Below are 15,632 nucleotides of genomic sequence, written 5' to 3' on the forward strand. Positions count from 1 at the left end.
GAGCCGGGGCCTGGGCCTGGGCCGGAGCCGGAGCCGGGGCCTGGGCCTGGGCCTGGGCCTGGGCCTGGGCCTGGGCCTGGGCCGGAGCCTGGGCCGGAGCCGGAGCCGGAGCCGGAGCCGGAGCCGGAGCCGGAGCCGGGGCCGGGGCCGGGGCCTGGCCCTGGCCCTGGGTGGTCGCCGTGTCCGGCGTGCGTCCGGCCGACCAGGCCTCGGTGACGCTCCTGGCCGCCGCCCCGGTGTCGGCCAGCACCGCGTCCAGCGCGGACAGCAGGACCGGGCGGGGGCCGGCCGGCCGCGCCGGTGCGCCCGGTGCGCCCGGTGCTACGGGTGTGCCAGGCGCTCCCGGTGTGCCAGGCGCTCCCGGCGCCCGCGCGGTCAGCAGACCGCCCAGCGAGGCGCGGGCCGCCTCCCCGAGCCGGACCAGCGGAGAGCCGAGGTCCAGCGGCACGCCCCGGCCGGCGGCCGTGCGGGGCGGGTCCGCCGGGGCGTGGGCCGGGGCTTGCACCGGGGCTTTCACCGGGGCCTCCGCCGGGGCGTCCGCCGGGGCCTCTGCCGGGGCCTCCGCCGGGGCGGGGGCCGGGTCGGCGTCGGCCTCCGCTTCGGCCAGCAGGTCCCAGCGGGGGGCGTACCCCTCCGCCCAGAGCGCGGCGCAGGTGCGGCGCAGCGCCGCCATGCCCGTCAGCCGCGGGGAGGAGGTGGACACCGACAGGTGGGGACGGCCGCGCAGGGTGTCCTCGACGAAGCCCGGCAGACTGCCCGGGCCCAGCGTGACGAAGCCGCGCACGCCCTCCTCCTCGTACAGCCGCAGTGTCAGCTCGCGGAAGCGGACCGGCTCCAAGAGGTGCCGGACCACCAGCTCCCGCACCTCGTCGGGCTCCGCGGGGAACGGCGCGCACGTGGTGGCCGACCAGACCGGAAGGGTGCCGGTCCGCAGCGGCAGCCGCCGGAAGGCGGCGCGGACCTGGCCGAGGTACGGCTCCCACATCGGCGTGTGGAAGCCGGACCGGAAGGGGAGCTCCTGACCGAGCACGCCCTCGCCGCGCAACCGCGCGATGGCGACCGCGACCTGGCCCGGCTCCCCGCACACCACCGACTGGTGCGGGCAGTTGTCGTGGCTGACCACCACCGCGTCCAGTCCGTGCAGGGCCGCCTCGGCGCGCGGCGCGCCACAGCCCAGCGCCGCGTACACCAGGTCCGGGACCCGCAGGTCGCCCGGGCGCAGCGACTCCAGGAAGGTGTCGGCCGCCTCCTGCGGGTACATTCCGGCGGCCACCATCGCCGCCCACTCGCCGAGGCTGTGCCCCGCCAGCAGATCGGCCCCGATGCCGAGTTCGGGCAGCACCCGGGCGAAGAACCGGCCCGTGGCGATCGCGTCCAGGGCCCGCTCCACCAGCGACGTCCCCCGGGTGAGGAGGGGCGCCGGCGCGCCCAGCCGCTCCGCGACATCGCCGACCACCGGCGCGAACTCCGGCTCCAGGCCCGGGAACAGGAAGGCCGTACGGCCGCCCAGCGGCTGCGGTGTGAACCAGACGTCCCCGCGCCCCCGCCAGGCCCGCCCGCGCGCCACGACCTTCGCGGCCAGCGCGAGCCGCTGGGGTGTCGGCCCGAACACCGCCAGCCGGCAGGGCCCGTCGCCCCCGGACACCGGCCGGCCCGCCGCCAGCAGGGCCGACAGCTGCGCCGGACCCTCCCCGGCCAGCAGCAGTACGCCGCCCCGCGCGGGCGCCCCCACCGGCGCGGCCGGAGCCCCCACGGGCAGGAACCGGCGGCCCGCCTGCCGGGCCGCGGCCGGGCGGACGGGCGCCGCGCGGGCGGCCCCGGGGGCCTCCTCCAGCACCACGTGCGCGTTGATCCCGCCGAAGCCGAAGGCGTTGACCCCGGCCCGGCGCGGCTCCGGCCCGCGCTCCCACGGCTCCGCCGCCGTCACCGGCCGCATCCGCGTCGAGGCCAGGTCCGGGTGCGGCTCCTCCAGGTGCAGGGTCGGCGGCAGCACGCCCTCGTGCACGGCGAGGGCGGCCTTGATGAGCCCGGCCATGCCGGAGGCCTGCATGGTGTGCCCGAGCATCGACTTCACGGAGCCGAAGCCGATCCCCGGGTGCCCGGCCGCAGGCGGCCCGAACACCTGGGCGAGGGTGTCGAGTTCGGCCGCGTCCCCGACCGGCGTCCCCGTGCCGTGCGCCTCCAGCAGGCCCAGCGCGCCCGGGGCCCGCGGATCCAGCCCGGCCTCGCGCCAGGCCCGCTCCAGGGCCCGTACCTGACCGGCGACCAGGGGGCTCATCAAGCTCGCCGCCCGGCCGTCGCCGGCCACGCCCGTACCGCGGATCACCGCGTAGACGCGGTCGCCGTCCCGCTCCGCGTCCGCGAGCCGCTTGAGCAGCACCACCCCGGTGCCCTCGGACAGCAGGGTCCCGTCGGCCCGCCGGTCGAAGGGCCGGATCCGCTCGCTCGGGCTCAGCGCCCGCAGCTGCGTGAACACGCTCCACAGCGTCGCGATGTGGCAGTGGTGCACGGCCCCCGCGACCACCGCGTCGCAACGCCCGCCCGCCAGCAGCCCCACCGCCTGGTCAACCGCCAGCAGCGAGGAGGCGCAGGCCGCGTCCAGGGTGTAGGCGGGGCCGCGGAAGTCCAGCCGGTTCGCCGTGCGGGCGGCCGTGAAGCTCGGCACCAGGCCGATCGAGGCGTCCGGACGCTCCGGGCCCAGCGCCTCCTGGAAGGCGGAGCGCACCTCGGCGATCCGCCGCTCGCCGAGCTCCGGCGCCAGCTCTCGCAGGGTCTGCGCCAACTGGTGGGCGGTGCGCACCCGTTGGTCGAGCCGTGCGGTGGCCACGCCCATGAACCCGCCGCGCCCCAGCACCACCCCGATCCGGGACCGGTCGGCCGGCAGCCGGTCCTCGCCGCCCGCGTCCGCGATGGCCTCGGCCGTCGCGTGCAGGGCCAGCATCTGGTCGGGCTCGGCCCCCTCCACGGCGGCCGGCATGATCCCGAACCGCGTCGGGTCGAAGGCGGCGAGGCCGTCGACGAACCCGCCGCGCCGGCAGTAGAACCGGTCGCCCGCCGCCGGTCCGGTGGCGCCCGCCGGGTCGTAGTACACCTCGGGGTCCCAGCGCCCCGGAGGGACCTCGCCGATGGAGTCCGTACCGGCGAGCAGATTGCGCCGGTAGGCCGCCAGATCGCCGGCTCCGGGGAACACCGCGCCCATCCCGACGATCGCCGCGTCCGTGGGGCGCGGGCCGCGCCGCTGACGCTCACTCATCGCCGTGGCCCCCGTCCGCCATCAGGACCACCTGTACGTCGGCCCCGTGCGCCAGTTCGTCCAGGAACGCGGCGGTACCCGCCTCCGGCACGATCAGCGGGATGCCGCGCCGGGCGTACGCGCGCTCCAGCTCGGGGGTGACCATCCCGCCCGCGTCCGCCGCCCACGGGCCCCAGTCCACGGACAGCACCCGGCCCGGGAAGGATTCGGCCCAGGCGCGGGCCAGGCCGTCGAGGGCGTCGTTGGCCGCCCCGTAGTCGCACTGGCCGCGGTTCCCGTAGACCCCGGCGACGCTCCCGAACAGGGCCAGGAAGCGGGGCGCGGGCCCCGTCCCGTGCTCGGCGGCCGCGGCGGCCAGGTGCCGGGCACCGGCCACCTTGGTGGTGAACACCTCGGTGAAGTCCGCCGGTTGCTTGTCGCGCAGCAGGCCGTCGCGCAGCACCCCGGCGCCGTGCACGATGCCGTCCAGCCGGCCGTGCCGGGCGCGCACCTCGGCCACCACGGCCCGTACGGCGGCCTCGTCGGTGACGTCGGCGCAGTGGTAGCGGACCGAGGCCGCGGCCGTGGCCAGGGCCGCCAGGGTGGCCCGTACCTCGCGCTCGGCGAGGATCCGCGAGGCCGCCGCCTCGATCTCGGCGGGCGTGCGCAGCCCCGTCGCGATCAGCGCGGCCCGCAGCGCCACCCGGTCGGTGGCCTGCCCGAACCCATCCGGCTCCGCCGGGGGTTCGGGAGTGCGCCCGAGCAGTTCCACGTGGCAGCCGGTGGCGCGGGCCAGGGCCAGCGCCGTGCGGGCGGTGATGCCGCGGGCCCCGCCGGTGAGCAGGACCACCGAGCCGGGGCCGAGGGGCGGTGCGTCCCCGGCCGGGGCGAGCGGCGCGGGAACGGGGCGGCGGGTGACGCGCGTCCCGTCGGCCGTGTAGCCGACCGAGGCCGGGGCGTCGGCGTCGGCGCCTGCGCCGGTCTGGGCCCCCGTGCCGGCCCCGGTGCCGGCCCCGGTCGGGCAGCTCAGCTCGGCGAGGAGCTGTGCGGCGACCTGCTCGGCGGCCTCTTTGGGATGGACGTCCACCGCGCGGACCAGCGTGCCGGGGAACTCGAGGGCGGCGCTGCGCGCGAAGCCGTGCAGACCGGCGCCCGGGGTGCCGGCCGCGGTGACGAGCAGCAGCCTGGGCGTCCCGCCGGCCAGGGCCTGCCGCAGCCCCGGGAAGACCTGGGGGAGCACGGGCTCGGCGCCGGTCCGCAGGGCGGTCAGGTCGACGATCCCGTCGAACCCGGGCCCGGCCTCGGTCAGCGGCAGCGCCTCGGCTCCGCAGGCGCGCAGGGCCGCGCAGAGCGCCGGGGCGAGCCCCTGGCCGTCCTGGACCACCCCGATCCGCAGGTCGCGCAGGGTCCCCGGGTCCCCGCCGGCCGCCGGCACGGGCACGGTGTCCACCCGCAGCCGGGCGACCCGCACCGGCCCCGGCACCCGAACCGGCACCGGCACCGGCACCGGCACCGGGGCTGGCACCCGGGCCGGTCCCGTCTCCGCCACCGCCGCTCCGTGGGACGCCGGTGCCGGTGCCGGTGCCGGTTCGGGTGCCCGTGCCGGTTCTGGTTCCGCCGCCGGTTCCGGCTCGCCGGTGTGGGCGGTGACCCAGTCCACGATCCCGCGCAGGGTCTTGATCCGGGACAGCTCCTCCACCGCGGACTCGGCGGACCCGCCCGGGTCTTGGGGCAGCCCGATCCGGTCGGCGAGGGCGCCGATGATCTCGACCCGCTTGATGGAGTCGATGGACAGGTCCGCCTCCAGGTCCAGCCCTGGGTCGAGCATGTCCCTGGGGTATCCGGTCCGGGTGTGGACGATCTCCAGGACCGCCTCCATGACCTCCTCCGGGGTCCGGACCGCCGCCCGCGCGCCCGCCGCCCGCACCACAACCGCCTCGCCGGGCCGGCCCGAGCCCGGGGCGCCCGCCTCGGGCCACGGCTCGTGGGCGGCGGCCGGCGCCAGGACCGGCCGGTCCGCGGCCCACGGGCCGTCCGCGTCGCCCGGCCGGGCGGCCGGACGCGGCGCGCCCCCGGGCGCGCCCAGGTAGCCGAGCAGCACCTCCCGCGGCGCCTCGACCAGCTCACGGGTGCCGCGCAGGTACTCCAACACCGCCTCCTCGCGCCGGTCGGCGGCCGGCGCCGCCGCGGGGGGCGCGGTCACCCGGAGGGCGGGCCGCAGGCCCCCGGCCACCGGTGCGCCGTCGGCGGTGCGCACCAGGTGGCCGTCCACCAGCCAGCCGGGCCTGCGCGGGGCGCGGTCGGGCAGGGCGGCGGTCCGGCCGCGGAACAGTGCCTCGGGCTCCACCGGCACGCCCGCCGCGGCCAGTTCGGCCAGCGCCGTCACCAGCCGCAGCAGGCCGTGCTCGCCCGGGACGTCCAGCGGCACCACCGTGTGCGGACGCTCGCCCAGGATCCGGGCCGTCAGCCCCGACAGCACCCGGCCGGGCCCCGCCTCCACGAAGGTGCGCAAGCCCGCCGCGTACATCGCCTCCACCTGCTCCACGAACCGGACCGGCTCCGCGACCTGGCGTGCGGCAAGGCCGCGTACCCCCTCGGCGGTGGCCGGGTAGGGGGCGGCCGTCGCGTTCGACCAGACGGGGATGCCGGGCGCGGACACCGCCGTCCGCGCCAGCTCCGCCGCCAGCGCGGGCGCCGCTCCCGCGACGACCTCGCTGTGGAACGCGCAGGCCACCGGCAGGGGTTCGGCCGACCGGCCCGCCTCGCGCAGCGCCGCGACCGCCGCCGACACGGCCTCCGTCGGCCCCGAGACCACGCACTGCCGGGGCGCGTTGTGGTTCGCCACCACGCACCCGGCCCGCGCGGCGATCTCCCGTACCTCCTCGGGCGCGGCCGACACCGCCGCCATCGATCCCGGATCCGCTCCGGCGGCGGCGAGGATCGCCTCGGCCCGGGCCGCGCTCAGCCGCAGCAGGCTCCGCGTGTCGTAGGCCCCGGCCGCCCAGAGCGCGGTGAGCTCCCCGTACGAGTGCCCGGCAGCGCAGTCCGGCCGGACGCCGAGGCCGGTGAGCAGCCGGTGCGCCGCCGCTCCCGTCAGGCCGAGGGCGGGCTGGGCCACCCGGGTGTCGGTGACCGCCGCCCGCTGCGCGGCCCGTCCCTCGGCCGTGAACGCCGACGGCGGGAAGACGGCCGAGACCACCGGAGCCGGCGCCTCGTCCAGCAGCGTGCGCAGCGCCGGGAACGCCATGAACAACTCGCCCAGCATCCCGGGGCGTTGACTGCCCTGCCCGGGGAACAGGAAGGCGACCCGGCCCGGATCCGCCGAATCCTCCCGTACGTGGACCCCCTCGCCCGCGGTGAAGGCCCGAGCCTGCTCCAGTCGCGCCGCTAGCTCGTCCGGACCGGCCGCGACGACCGCGACGCGGACCGGGCCGGAGCCGGAGGCCGCGGCCTCCGCAGCGAGGTCGCGCAGCGCCCACGGCCGTCCGGCCGCGTCGTTCTCCTCCAGCCGGGCCGCGAGCCGGGCCATCGCCCGGCCCGCCGCCCGCCGGTCCTCGCCGCGGAAGCAGAACAGCTCGGCCGGCCACTCCTCCAGGCCGTGCCGCGGCTCCTCGGATCCCGCGTAACCGGCCAGCACCGCGTGGTAGTTGGTTCCGCCGAAGCCGAAGGCGCTCACCCCGGCGATCCGCCGCTCCGGGGGCACCGCCCAGGGCCGGGCCTCCGCGTCGAAGACGAAGGGGCTGGTCTCGGGCCGCCAGGCCGGGTTCGGCGTGCCGATGTGCAGGGTCGGCGGCCGCACGCCCGCGTGGACCGCCCGGGCGGCCTTGATCAGGCCGGCCAGCCCGGCCGCGCACTTGGTGTGCCCGAGCTGCGATTTCACCGAGCCCAGCGCGCACGAGCCCGCCGCGGCCCCGTGGGCGGTGAACAGCTCGCTCAGTACGGCCAGTTCGGTGGAGTCGCCGACCACCGTGCCGGTGCCGTGCGCCTCGACCAGCCCCACCTCGCCGGGCGAGACGCCCGCCCGGGCGTAGGCCCGCTCAAGCGCCCGCCGCTGCCCCTCCGGGCGGGGCGCGGTCAGGCCGAGGGACCGGCCGTCGCTGGAGGCGCCGACCGCCTTGATCACCGCGTACACCCGGTCGCCGTCGCGCTCCGCGTCCGCGAGCCGCTTGAGCACCAGCGCGCCCACGCCCTCGCCGAGCGCGATCCCGTCGGCGTCCGCGTCGAAGGGCCGGCAGCGGCCGCTGGGGGACAGGGCGCGCACCGAGGCGAACATCAGGTAGTCGTTGATGCCGTTGTGCACGTCCGCGCCGCCGCAGATGACCATGTCGCTGTCGAGGTCGCACAGTTGGCGGCAGGCCAGGTCCAGTGCGGCCAGCGAGGAGGCGCAGGCCGCGTCGACCGTGCAGTTCGCGCCACCGAGGTCGAGGCGGTTGGCGACCCGGCCGGCGATCACGTTGGCGAGGATCCCGGGGAAGGAGTCCTCGGTGAGCCGCGGCAGCTGCTCGTCCAGCTCGGGCGGCAGCTCGCCCAGGTAGGCGGGGTGCAGGGCCCGCAGCCCGTACGCGCCCGCCAGCTCGGTGCCGGCCTCCGCACCGAAGACCACGGAGGTCCGGGTCCGGTCGAAGGCACGGCCCTTGCCGTACCCGGCGTCGCCGAGGGCCCGCGCCGAGATCTCCAGTGCCAGCAGCTGGACCGGTTCGATCCCGGACAGGGAGGCCGGCGGGATGCCGTGCGCCAGCGCGTCGAAGGGCACCGGGCCGAGGAAGCCGCCCCAGCGGGACGGGGTGCGCTCGCCGGCCCGGGCCGGGTCGGGGTCGTAGTACAGCTCCGGGTCCCAGCGCTCGGCCGGCACCTCGGTCACCGCGTCCTCCCCGGCCAGGATCCGCGCCCAGTAGGCGGCGAGGTCGGGGGCGCCCGGGTAGGCGCAGGCCATTCCGACGATGGCGATGTCGAGCGGGTCCGCGGCCGGGGCCGGTCCGGCGGCCGCCGCGGCCAACTCCCGCGCCCGCCGCTCCAGCACCCCGATCGCCCCCTCGGTGACCTCCGCGTGCAGCGCGGCGACGGTGGTGGTCGCGGACCGCAGGGTGGCGGCCTGCCCGAGCATGAACAGCCCCTCGTCGTACTGCTGCTCCTCGGACACGGGCTCCAGCGCGGACCCGTGTGACCCGTGAGACCCGTGAGATCCGTTGGTCCCGGACGGGTCCGCCGCGGACGCGTCCGCAGTGGAACGGGCCCGGCGCAGGCCCTTGCTGGCGATGCGGAGGCGGCCCAGGTTGAGGCCCTCCAGCTCCTCCCACACGCGGCGCGGCTCGGCGCCGGCCTCGGCCAGGCGGCGCCGGGTCGACTCGAAGGTGTCGGCGTACGGGGTGGCCGCGCAGCGCGTCGCATGGCCGGGGGCGGTGTGCAGCAGCACGGTCCGCTCGCAGTCCAGCGCGGCCCGTTGGAAGCCTGGCACCACCGCGCCCGCCGCCACCGCCTCCTCGGTGAACAGGTAGGCGGTGCCCATCAGTACGCCGACCCGGGCCCCCCGCTCGGCCAGCGGGGCGGCCGCTGCCACCGCCATCGCGGCCGAGCGCGCGTCGTGGATCCCGCCCGCGAACAGCACGTCCAGGGCCTCGGGTTCGGGGCAGGACAGCAGCAGCTCGATCTGCTCCTCCCACAGCGGGAACGAGGCGCGCGGCCCGACGTGCCCGCCGCATTCCAGCCCTTCGAACACGAACCGCCGCGCACCCTCCGCGAGATACCGCTCCAGCAGTCCGGGCGAGGGCACGTGCAGATGGGTCCGGATGCCGGCCGCCTCCAGCGGGGCCGCCTGCGCCGGGGTGCCGCCCGCGATGATCGCGTACGGGGGCCGGGCCTCGGCCACGGCGGCCAGTTGCTCCGCGCGCAGCTCGGCCGGGGCGAAGCCGAGCAGGCCCACGCCCCACGGGCGGTCCCCGAGCTGCCGGGCGCTCTCGGCCAGCAGCCGGCGCACGTCGGGGCCCTCCATCACGGCGAGTGCGAGGTACGGGACCCCGCCCGCGGCGGCCACCGCCTCGGCGAAGGCCGCCTGGTCGCTCACCCGGGTCATCGGCCCCTGGGCGACGGGGAGCGGCCGCCCGAGCGGCCGGGCCCGTACGGCGGCGGCCAGATGCCCGGAGACGGCCGCCCGGACCGCCTGGAGCACCCCGCCGGTGGTCCGGTGCCGCGCGGCCAGCCGGGCGGCCGACGCCCCGTCCTGGCCGACGGGCAGCAGCTGCGTCCGCAGGTCCCGGGCGCCGAGCAGGGTGGGCACCGGTCCCTCGGGCCGGGTCAGGTCGGGCCGGGCGAACACTCGGTGCCCGTCGGCCAGCCGGGTCTCGGAGCCGTCCATCGCCCGCAGCGTCGCGCTCACTTCGGCGGGCAGGCCCGCCTCGCCCTCGGTGGTCAGCGCGAGTTGTACGTCGAGCAGCACGCCCGCGGCTCCGCCCGCGACGGCCGCGGCCGCCGTGTGCGGCCCGATCCCGCCCCAGGCCCGCACGGGCACCCCGGCCCCAGCCCCGGCCGCGGCGAGGAGCTGCTGGAGCAGCACGAAGGTGGTGGTGCCGCCCACCCGGCCGCCGGCCTCGTGGCCCTTGGCGACGAGAGCCTCCGCCCCGGCGGCCACGGCCCGCGCGGCCTCGGCGCGGCTGGTGACCTCGGCCCACACCCGGGGCCGGCCGGCCGCCGCGGACCAGGCGGCCACCTGCTCCGGCGTGTGGGAGCCGGGGTCGGCGAGCAGCACGGTGTCCACCGCGTCCGGCAGCTCCCCGGGGCCGAGCGGGCAGCCCGCGGGCACCCGCACCCCGTACCGGCCGTCGCCGCGCCCCGCGCTCCCGTCGGCCCCGCCGCGCGTACCCGTGCTCGTGCCCGCGCCGGTGTCCGTGCCCGGGTCCATGCCGGTGCCCATGCCGGTGCCCATGCCGGTGCCCGTGCCTGTGCCCATGCCGGTGCCCCCACGCCCACCCCCGCCGCCCCCGCCGCCACGGCCTCCGAGCCGGTGGGCCAGCTCCGCGAACGCCCGCCGCGCGGCGGCCGGATCCCGGCCGAGGTCGAGCAGTCCGAGGGCGCCGGCGCGCTCGGCGGCGGTCACGATCCGCGGTTGGGGTTCCTCGAACGGGGTCACCGCGACGACCAGATCGCGGGCGGCGGCGGACTGCGGGGGATGGGGGGTCACGGGCGCTCCTCTTCCAATGCTGTGTGACATGGCGCAGTACAGAGCGGAAGAACGGAAGAAAGTGAGAACGGGGGGTGCGTCGGTCTCGCACATCGGCCGGGCGGCCCGCCGGCGGTAGGGCGGGCTTGAGCAGTGGTCAAACACCCTCACGCCGCGATGCATCGTGCGGTGGCCGCCCCGCACTGTCAACAGCCATGCGGAATAGGTTGCTTCGCGTTATCGGTCCCGCCGGACCACCCCGCACGCACCCCGGACGGACCCGCGGCACGGGCCCGCCGAGCCGATGGCCTGGGGCGATTCCCGCACAGCCGCGCCGCCCCCGCCGCGCGGGCCGCCGTACCGCCTCCCGGCGGGCATGCCGTACCGGCATGCCTCGCCGCCGACCGGGCATGAACGCCGCGCCGAGGCGCGGGAGTTGTTCACCCGACGGCCCTTACAGGTACAGCCTCACGCGGTTACCGTCCGGTCATGACGCCCACTCTCGCGCAGCTCCGCTACCTCGTCGCCGTCGCCGACTGCCGCTCCATCACCGGTGCCGCGGCCTCGGTCTTCGTCGCCCAGTCCGCCCTGTCGCGTGCCGTCCAGGCCATGGAACGCGATCTCGGCGTGGAACTCCTCGCCCGGCGGGGAAGGGGGGTGGACCTCACGCCGGAGGGGGCCCGGGTCGTCCGGCTGGCCCGTACCGTGCTCAACGCGGTGGAGGCCATCGACGACATAGGGACCCCGCACGGCAGCGACACCCGGGCCTCCCTCAGCCTCGTCACCACCCCCACCCTGGCCCTCGACCTGGCCGCCGACCTGGTCGCGGCCTTCACCGAGCGGCATCCGGGGGTGGACGTACGGCTCCAGCAGCACGACAGCCGGGAGGCCCTCGTGCAGGAGCTGAACCAGGGGCGCTCCGAGCTGGCCCTCGTCGACCTCCCCATCGACAAGGAGCTCGCCACCCACTTCATCCAGGAGCGCGAGGTGGTGCTGATCTCGCCGCTCGGCTCCCGCCTGCCCCACCCGCTGCCGTTCCGCATGCTGGACGGACTGCCGATGGTGCTGCCCACCCCGGGGACCGGCCGGCGCACCGAGATGGAGGCCATGTTCAGCTGCCTCGGCGTACGGCCCGTGCCCTCCCTCGAGGTCGACGAGCGCCTCGCCTGGGTGACGGGCGTGACCGACGGCCGCGGGTCCCTCATCTGGTACCGGGACGTGGTGCTCAGGGCCTTCGGCAGCCGGGCGGAGATCCGCTCCTTCACTCCGCCCCTGCTGCGTCCCGTGGGCATCGCGCACGCCCGGCGCCAGCTGAGCCGGACGGCCCGCGCCTTCATCGCCCACGCCGGCCACAAGGCGCCCGTACGCGAGCCGGTGCGCTGACCGGACCGCCCGGGCCATGCCGTCGCGGCATTGAACGATGCTCGAACGGGAGGCGATGCGGCCTGGTGCCACCGACTGATGTCCCATCACATTGTGAGCATGTCCCCAGTCCTCACACCCCACCGGGCCGCCGCCCTCGCGACCGCGGCCCTCGCCACGATCCTGCCCGCCGTCGCCTGGATGACCAGCGCCACCGCCACCGCGTCCACCGCCCCGACCGCACTCGCTCCGCCCGTCGCGACGTCCGCCGACAGCCTCGCGCCGGAGAAGAAGTGCACCCTCCCCGGGGGCCTGGCGGAACAGAGCGGCCTCGCCATGAGCCGGCGCCACCCGGGCGTCTTCTACGCCGTCAACGACAGCGGGAACACCAACCAGGTCTTCGCCGTCGACTGCACCGCGGCCACCGGACGGCTCGTGGCCACGCTCACCGTCTCGGGCGTCGGCAACACCGACTGGGAGGGCCTGGCCATCGGCAAGGACGCCGCCGGCGGCCCCGCGATCCTGGTCGGCGACATCGGGGACAACTTCAGCGGCCGCGCGGAGATCACCGTGCACTCGTTCGCCGAACCCGAGCAGCTCGCCAACGCCACGGTCACGCCGGTGACCCACCGCTTCGCCTACGCCGACGGCAGGCACGACGCCGAGTCCCTGCTCGCCGACCCCCTCACCGGCCGGCTCTACATCGCCAGCAAGCTCATCGGAGCGGCCGGCCGGTTGTACCAGGCCCCGCTGCCGCCCGTGACCGGCCAGGTCAACACCCTGACCGCGGTCCGGCCGGGCCCGGTGTTCGCCACCGACGGGGCGTTCTCGCCGACGGGAGCCTCGTACACCCTGCGCAGCGGGGGCCCGCTGGGCGCCAACACGGCCTCGGTGTACGCCGCCTCGGGGGCCAAGCTCGCGGACGTCGCCCTGCCCGCCCAGTCGCAGGGCGAGACGGTGACGTACGCCGACTGCGCGAACCTGCTCGTCGGATCGGAGAACGATACCCAGATCTGGCGGGTGCCCCTGCCTCCGGAGGCCACCCCCGGATGCGGCGGCACCCCGACCCCCACGCCGACTCCGACGCCCACCCCAACCCCCACCCCCGGTGACCTGAAGCTCGCCAACCCCGGCCCGCAGAACTGCAAGTTCAACCAGTCCTGCACCATCCAGCTCGCCGCGACCGGCGGCAATCCCCCGGTCCGGTACGCCGCCACCGGCCTGCCCTGGGGCCTGACCCTCGACAGCGGCACCGGGCGCATCAGCGGCAAGCCCTGGACCACGGGCACCCTCCAGATCAGCGCCACCGCGACCGACTCGGCCGGAGCCACCGCCGGCACGTCCTTCGCGCTCACGCTCGGCTGGTTCTGAGCCGCGGCGGGGCGGCCTTGTCCAACCGGCCCGCCAGGCCGCACTGTTGACCGAGTCCCGTTCACAGGTCAGGAGAAGCGGCTTGTCCTCCCCCCTCTCGTCCGCCCCGCACGCCTCGGACACCCCGAACACCCCGCACCTCCCGCACGTGATCGACCCCGCCGGCGGCTGCCCGCACGCCCTCAACGCCCGGCTGCGCGCACGGGGCGCCGTGGCGGAGGTCGTACTGCCCGGCGGGGTGCCCGGCGTGGTCGTGCTGGGGCACGAGGCGCTCAGGGAGTTCCTGGCCCATCCCGACGTGGCCAAGGACGGCCGGCACTTCCCGGCCCTGCACGACGGCACCATCCCCCCGGACTGGCCGCTGCGGGTCTTCGCCGACGCCCGGGGCATGCACACCGCCGACGAGGCCGACCACCGCCGGCTGCGCGCCCTGGTCGGCAAGGCCTTCACGGCGCGCCAGGTGGAACGGCTCCGGCCGCGCGTCGAGGAGCTGACCGCCCGGCTCCTCGACGACCTGGAGCGCGCCGCGGCCGCATCCCCCGACGGGACGGCCGACCTGCGCACGCACGTCGCCCTGCCCCTGCCGATGAGCGTCATCTGCGAGCTGCTCGGGGTGGATCCCGAGCACCGGGACCGGCTGCACCACCTGTCCAACACCGTGATCGTCTCCACCGACACCGCCCCGGCCGAGGTGATGGCCGCCGTACGCGAACTGGTCGAGCTGATCGGCACCATCGCGGCCGCCCGCCGGGCGAGCCCCGGCGAGGACCTCACCAGCGCCCTGATCGCCGCCCGCGAGGGCGACGGGGACCGGCTCAGCGAGGCCGAACTCACGGGCACCATGCGGCTGATGCTCATCGCGGGCCACGAGACCACCCTCAACCTCATCAGCAACGCGGTGCGCGCGCTGTGCACCCACCGCGACCAGCTCGCCCTCGTCCGCGAGGGGAAGGCCACCTGGTCGGACGTGGTGGACGAGACCCTGCGCTGGGACAGTCCGATCAGCTGGTTCCCGTTCCGCTACCCCACCCGCGACCTGCCCCTCGGGGGAACCGTGATCCCGCGGGGGACCCCCGTCCTGGCCGGCTACACCGCGGCCGGCCGGGACGAGGCCTTCCACGGACCGGACGCCGACCGGTTCGACCTCACCCGCCCCACCGCCGCCCGCGGCCTGTCCTTCGGGCACGGGGCCCACTACTGCGTGGGCGCCCCGCTCGCCCGTCTGGAGGCCACCATCGCCCTGGAGCGGCTCTTCACCCGCTTCCCCGACCTGGACCTCGCGGTCCCCGAGGGCGGACTCCCGCGCCAGCGCAGCTTCATCGGCAACAGCGTGGAGGAGCTGCCGGTCCGGCTCACCGGCCCCGCCCCGGCCTGATCCGGCAGGGCGCGCCTAGCCCGGCCCCGGCGGCGACAGTTCGGCGCTCAGCCAGCCCAGCGCGTCCGGATACATCCCCGTCCACGTCTGGAAGTTGTGGCCGCCGACCGGGCGGACGAGGGTCTTGACCCGGACCCCGCTGCCCGCCGCGGCCCGGGAGAAGGCCTCCAGCTGCTGCGGCGGGCTGTCCTTGTCCTGCGCCGAGGTGGCCAGGAACAGCCCGACGTCCGCCTTCTGCGTGTGCTCGACCAGCCACATCGGACTGTTGCGCTCCCGCAGCACCGGATCGGGCAGCACCTCCGGGTCGCCGGTCAGCGGATCGGGGTCCAGGGCCGCGCCCGCCCGGAAGGCCTTCGGGTACTGGAGCGGCAGCTTGGCCGCGCAGAAGCCCCCGGTGGAGACGCCCATCAGTCCCCATCCGGCGGGGGAGGGCAGCGTACGGAAGTTCCGCGCGACCAGGTCGGGCACGTCCAGCGCCAGCCAGTCGGCGATCTTGCGCTGCGGGGTGTTGCTGCAGTCGGTGTTCACCCCGCCCGGGTAGATCTCCGGGATCACCACGATGAAGGGGTGCGCGGCGCCCAGCTGCACCATCTGGTTCAGCGCGCCGGGCATGTCCCCGAGGTCGATCCAGGTGCGCGGCGTGCCCGGGTAGCCGTGCAGCAGGATCAGCACCGGGAACCGGGTGCGGTCCGCGCCCGGCGCGCTGTACTCCGGTGGGGTCCACACGACGACCTGGCCCGCGAGCTTGGAGTGCGAGCCGCGGAAGAAGGTGCTCTGGGTGCCGTCCCCGTTCGGGGTGAACCTGGCCCGGCCCACGGGCGGGCCGGTGACGGACCCGGCCTCCTGCCCGGCCTCGGTGCCGAGCAGGTCGTCCCAGGAGGCGTAGAGCCCGTAGCTGCCGTTGATCCAGGTGGCGACCACGCAGATGGCGGTGAGCTGGCACAGCCCGATCATCAGCAGCCGGGCCGGCCAGCGCACCCACCCCGGCCCCGGAATCCGGTTCCACAGGAGCAGGGCGGCGAGCACGGCCAGCACCGTGACGACGATCAGTGTGACGAGGAACGACGTACTGGTCAGCTCCACGGCGCCGGCTCCTGACGTACGGGATACGGGACACGGGACGGGGGGACGGGGCAAGG

The 15,632-nt window shown here is 77.0% G+C and carries 6 protein-coding genes; 3 read left to right on the top strand and 3 right to left on the bottom strand.

The annotated features are described in order from the left end of the window. Both ACFWP3_RS27155 and ACFWP3_RS27160 read right to left on the bottom strand, forming a co-directional pair. On the bottom strand, positions 1–3,253 hold a 3,253-nt coding region (locus tag ACFWP3_RS27155), incomplete at its 3' end, for a beta-ketoacyl synthase N-terminal-like domain-containing protein (protein WP_384225948.1). Further along, complete coding sequence (locus ACFWP3_RS27160; RefSeq protein ID WP_384225950.1) at positions 3,246–10,406, bottom strand: SDR family NAD(P)-dependent oxidoreductase; 7,161 nt, start codon at positions 10,404–10,406, stop codon at positions 3,246–3,248. The genes ACFWP3_RS27155 and ACFWP3_RS27160, both read right to left, overlap by 8 nt. A gap of 468 nt (positions 10,407–10,874) precedes the next feature. Between ACFWP3_RS27160 and ACFWP3_RS27165 the strand changes: the two genes are divergently transcribed. From ACFWP3_RS27165 to ACFWP3_RS27175, 3 genes are all read left to right on the top strand, one after another. Continuing rightward, on the top strand, positions 10,875–11,768 hold the full coding sequence (locus ACFWP3_RS27165) for a LysR family transcriptional regulator (protein WP_384225952.1): 894 nt from the start codon (positions 10,875–10,877) through the stop codon (positions 11,766–11,768). 99 nt (positions 11,769–11,867) lie between these two features. Continuing rightward, positions 11,868–13,118 (top strand): putative Ig domain-containing protein, encoded by a 1,251-nt coding sequence (locus ACFWP3_RS27170; RefSeq protein WP_384225955.1) that lies wholly within the window; start codon positions 11,868–11,870, stop codon positions 13,116–13,118. A gap of 82 nt (positions 13,119–13,200) precedes the next feature. Continuing rightward, positions 13,201–14,493 (top strand): cytochrome P450, encoded by a 1,293-nt coding sequence (locus tag ACFWP3_RS27175; protein ID WP_384225957.1) that lies wholly within the window; start codon positions 13,201–13,203, stop codon positions 14,491–14,493. Between the two features lie 15 nt (positions 14,494–14,508). Here the strand turns inward: ACFWP3_RS27175 and ACFWP3_RS27180 are convergent, their stop codons facing one another. Next, entirely contained in the window at positions 14,509–15,576 is a 1,068-nt protein-coding gene (locus tag ACFWP3_RS27180; protein WP_384225959.1) for an alpha/beta hydrolase, read from the bottom strand. Positions 15,577–15,632 lie beyond the last annotated feature (56 nt).

The organism is Streptomyces sp. NPDC058525, from assembly GCF_042719495.1.
GTDB lineage: Bacteria > Actinomycetota > Actinomycetes > Streptomycetales > Streptomycetaceae > Streptomyces.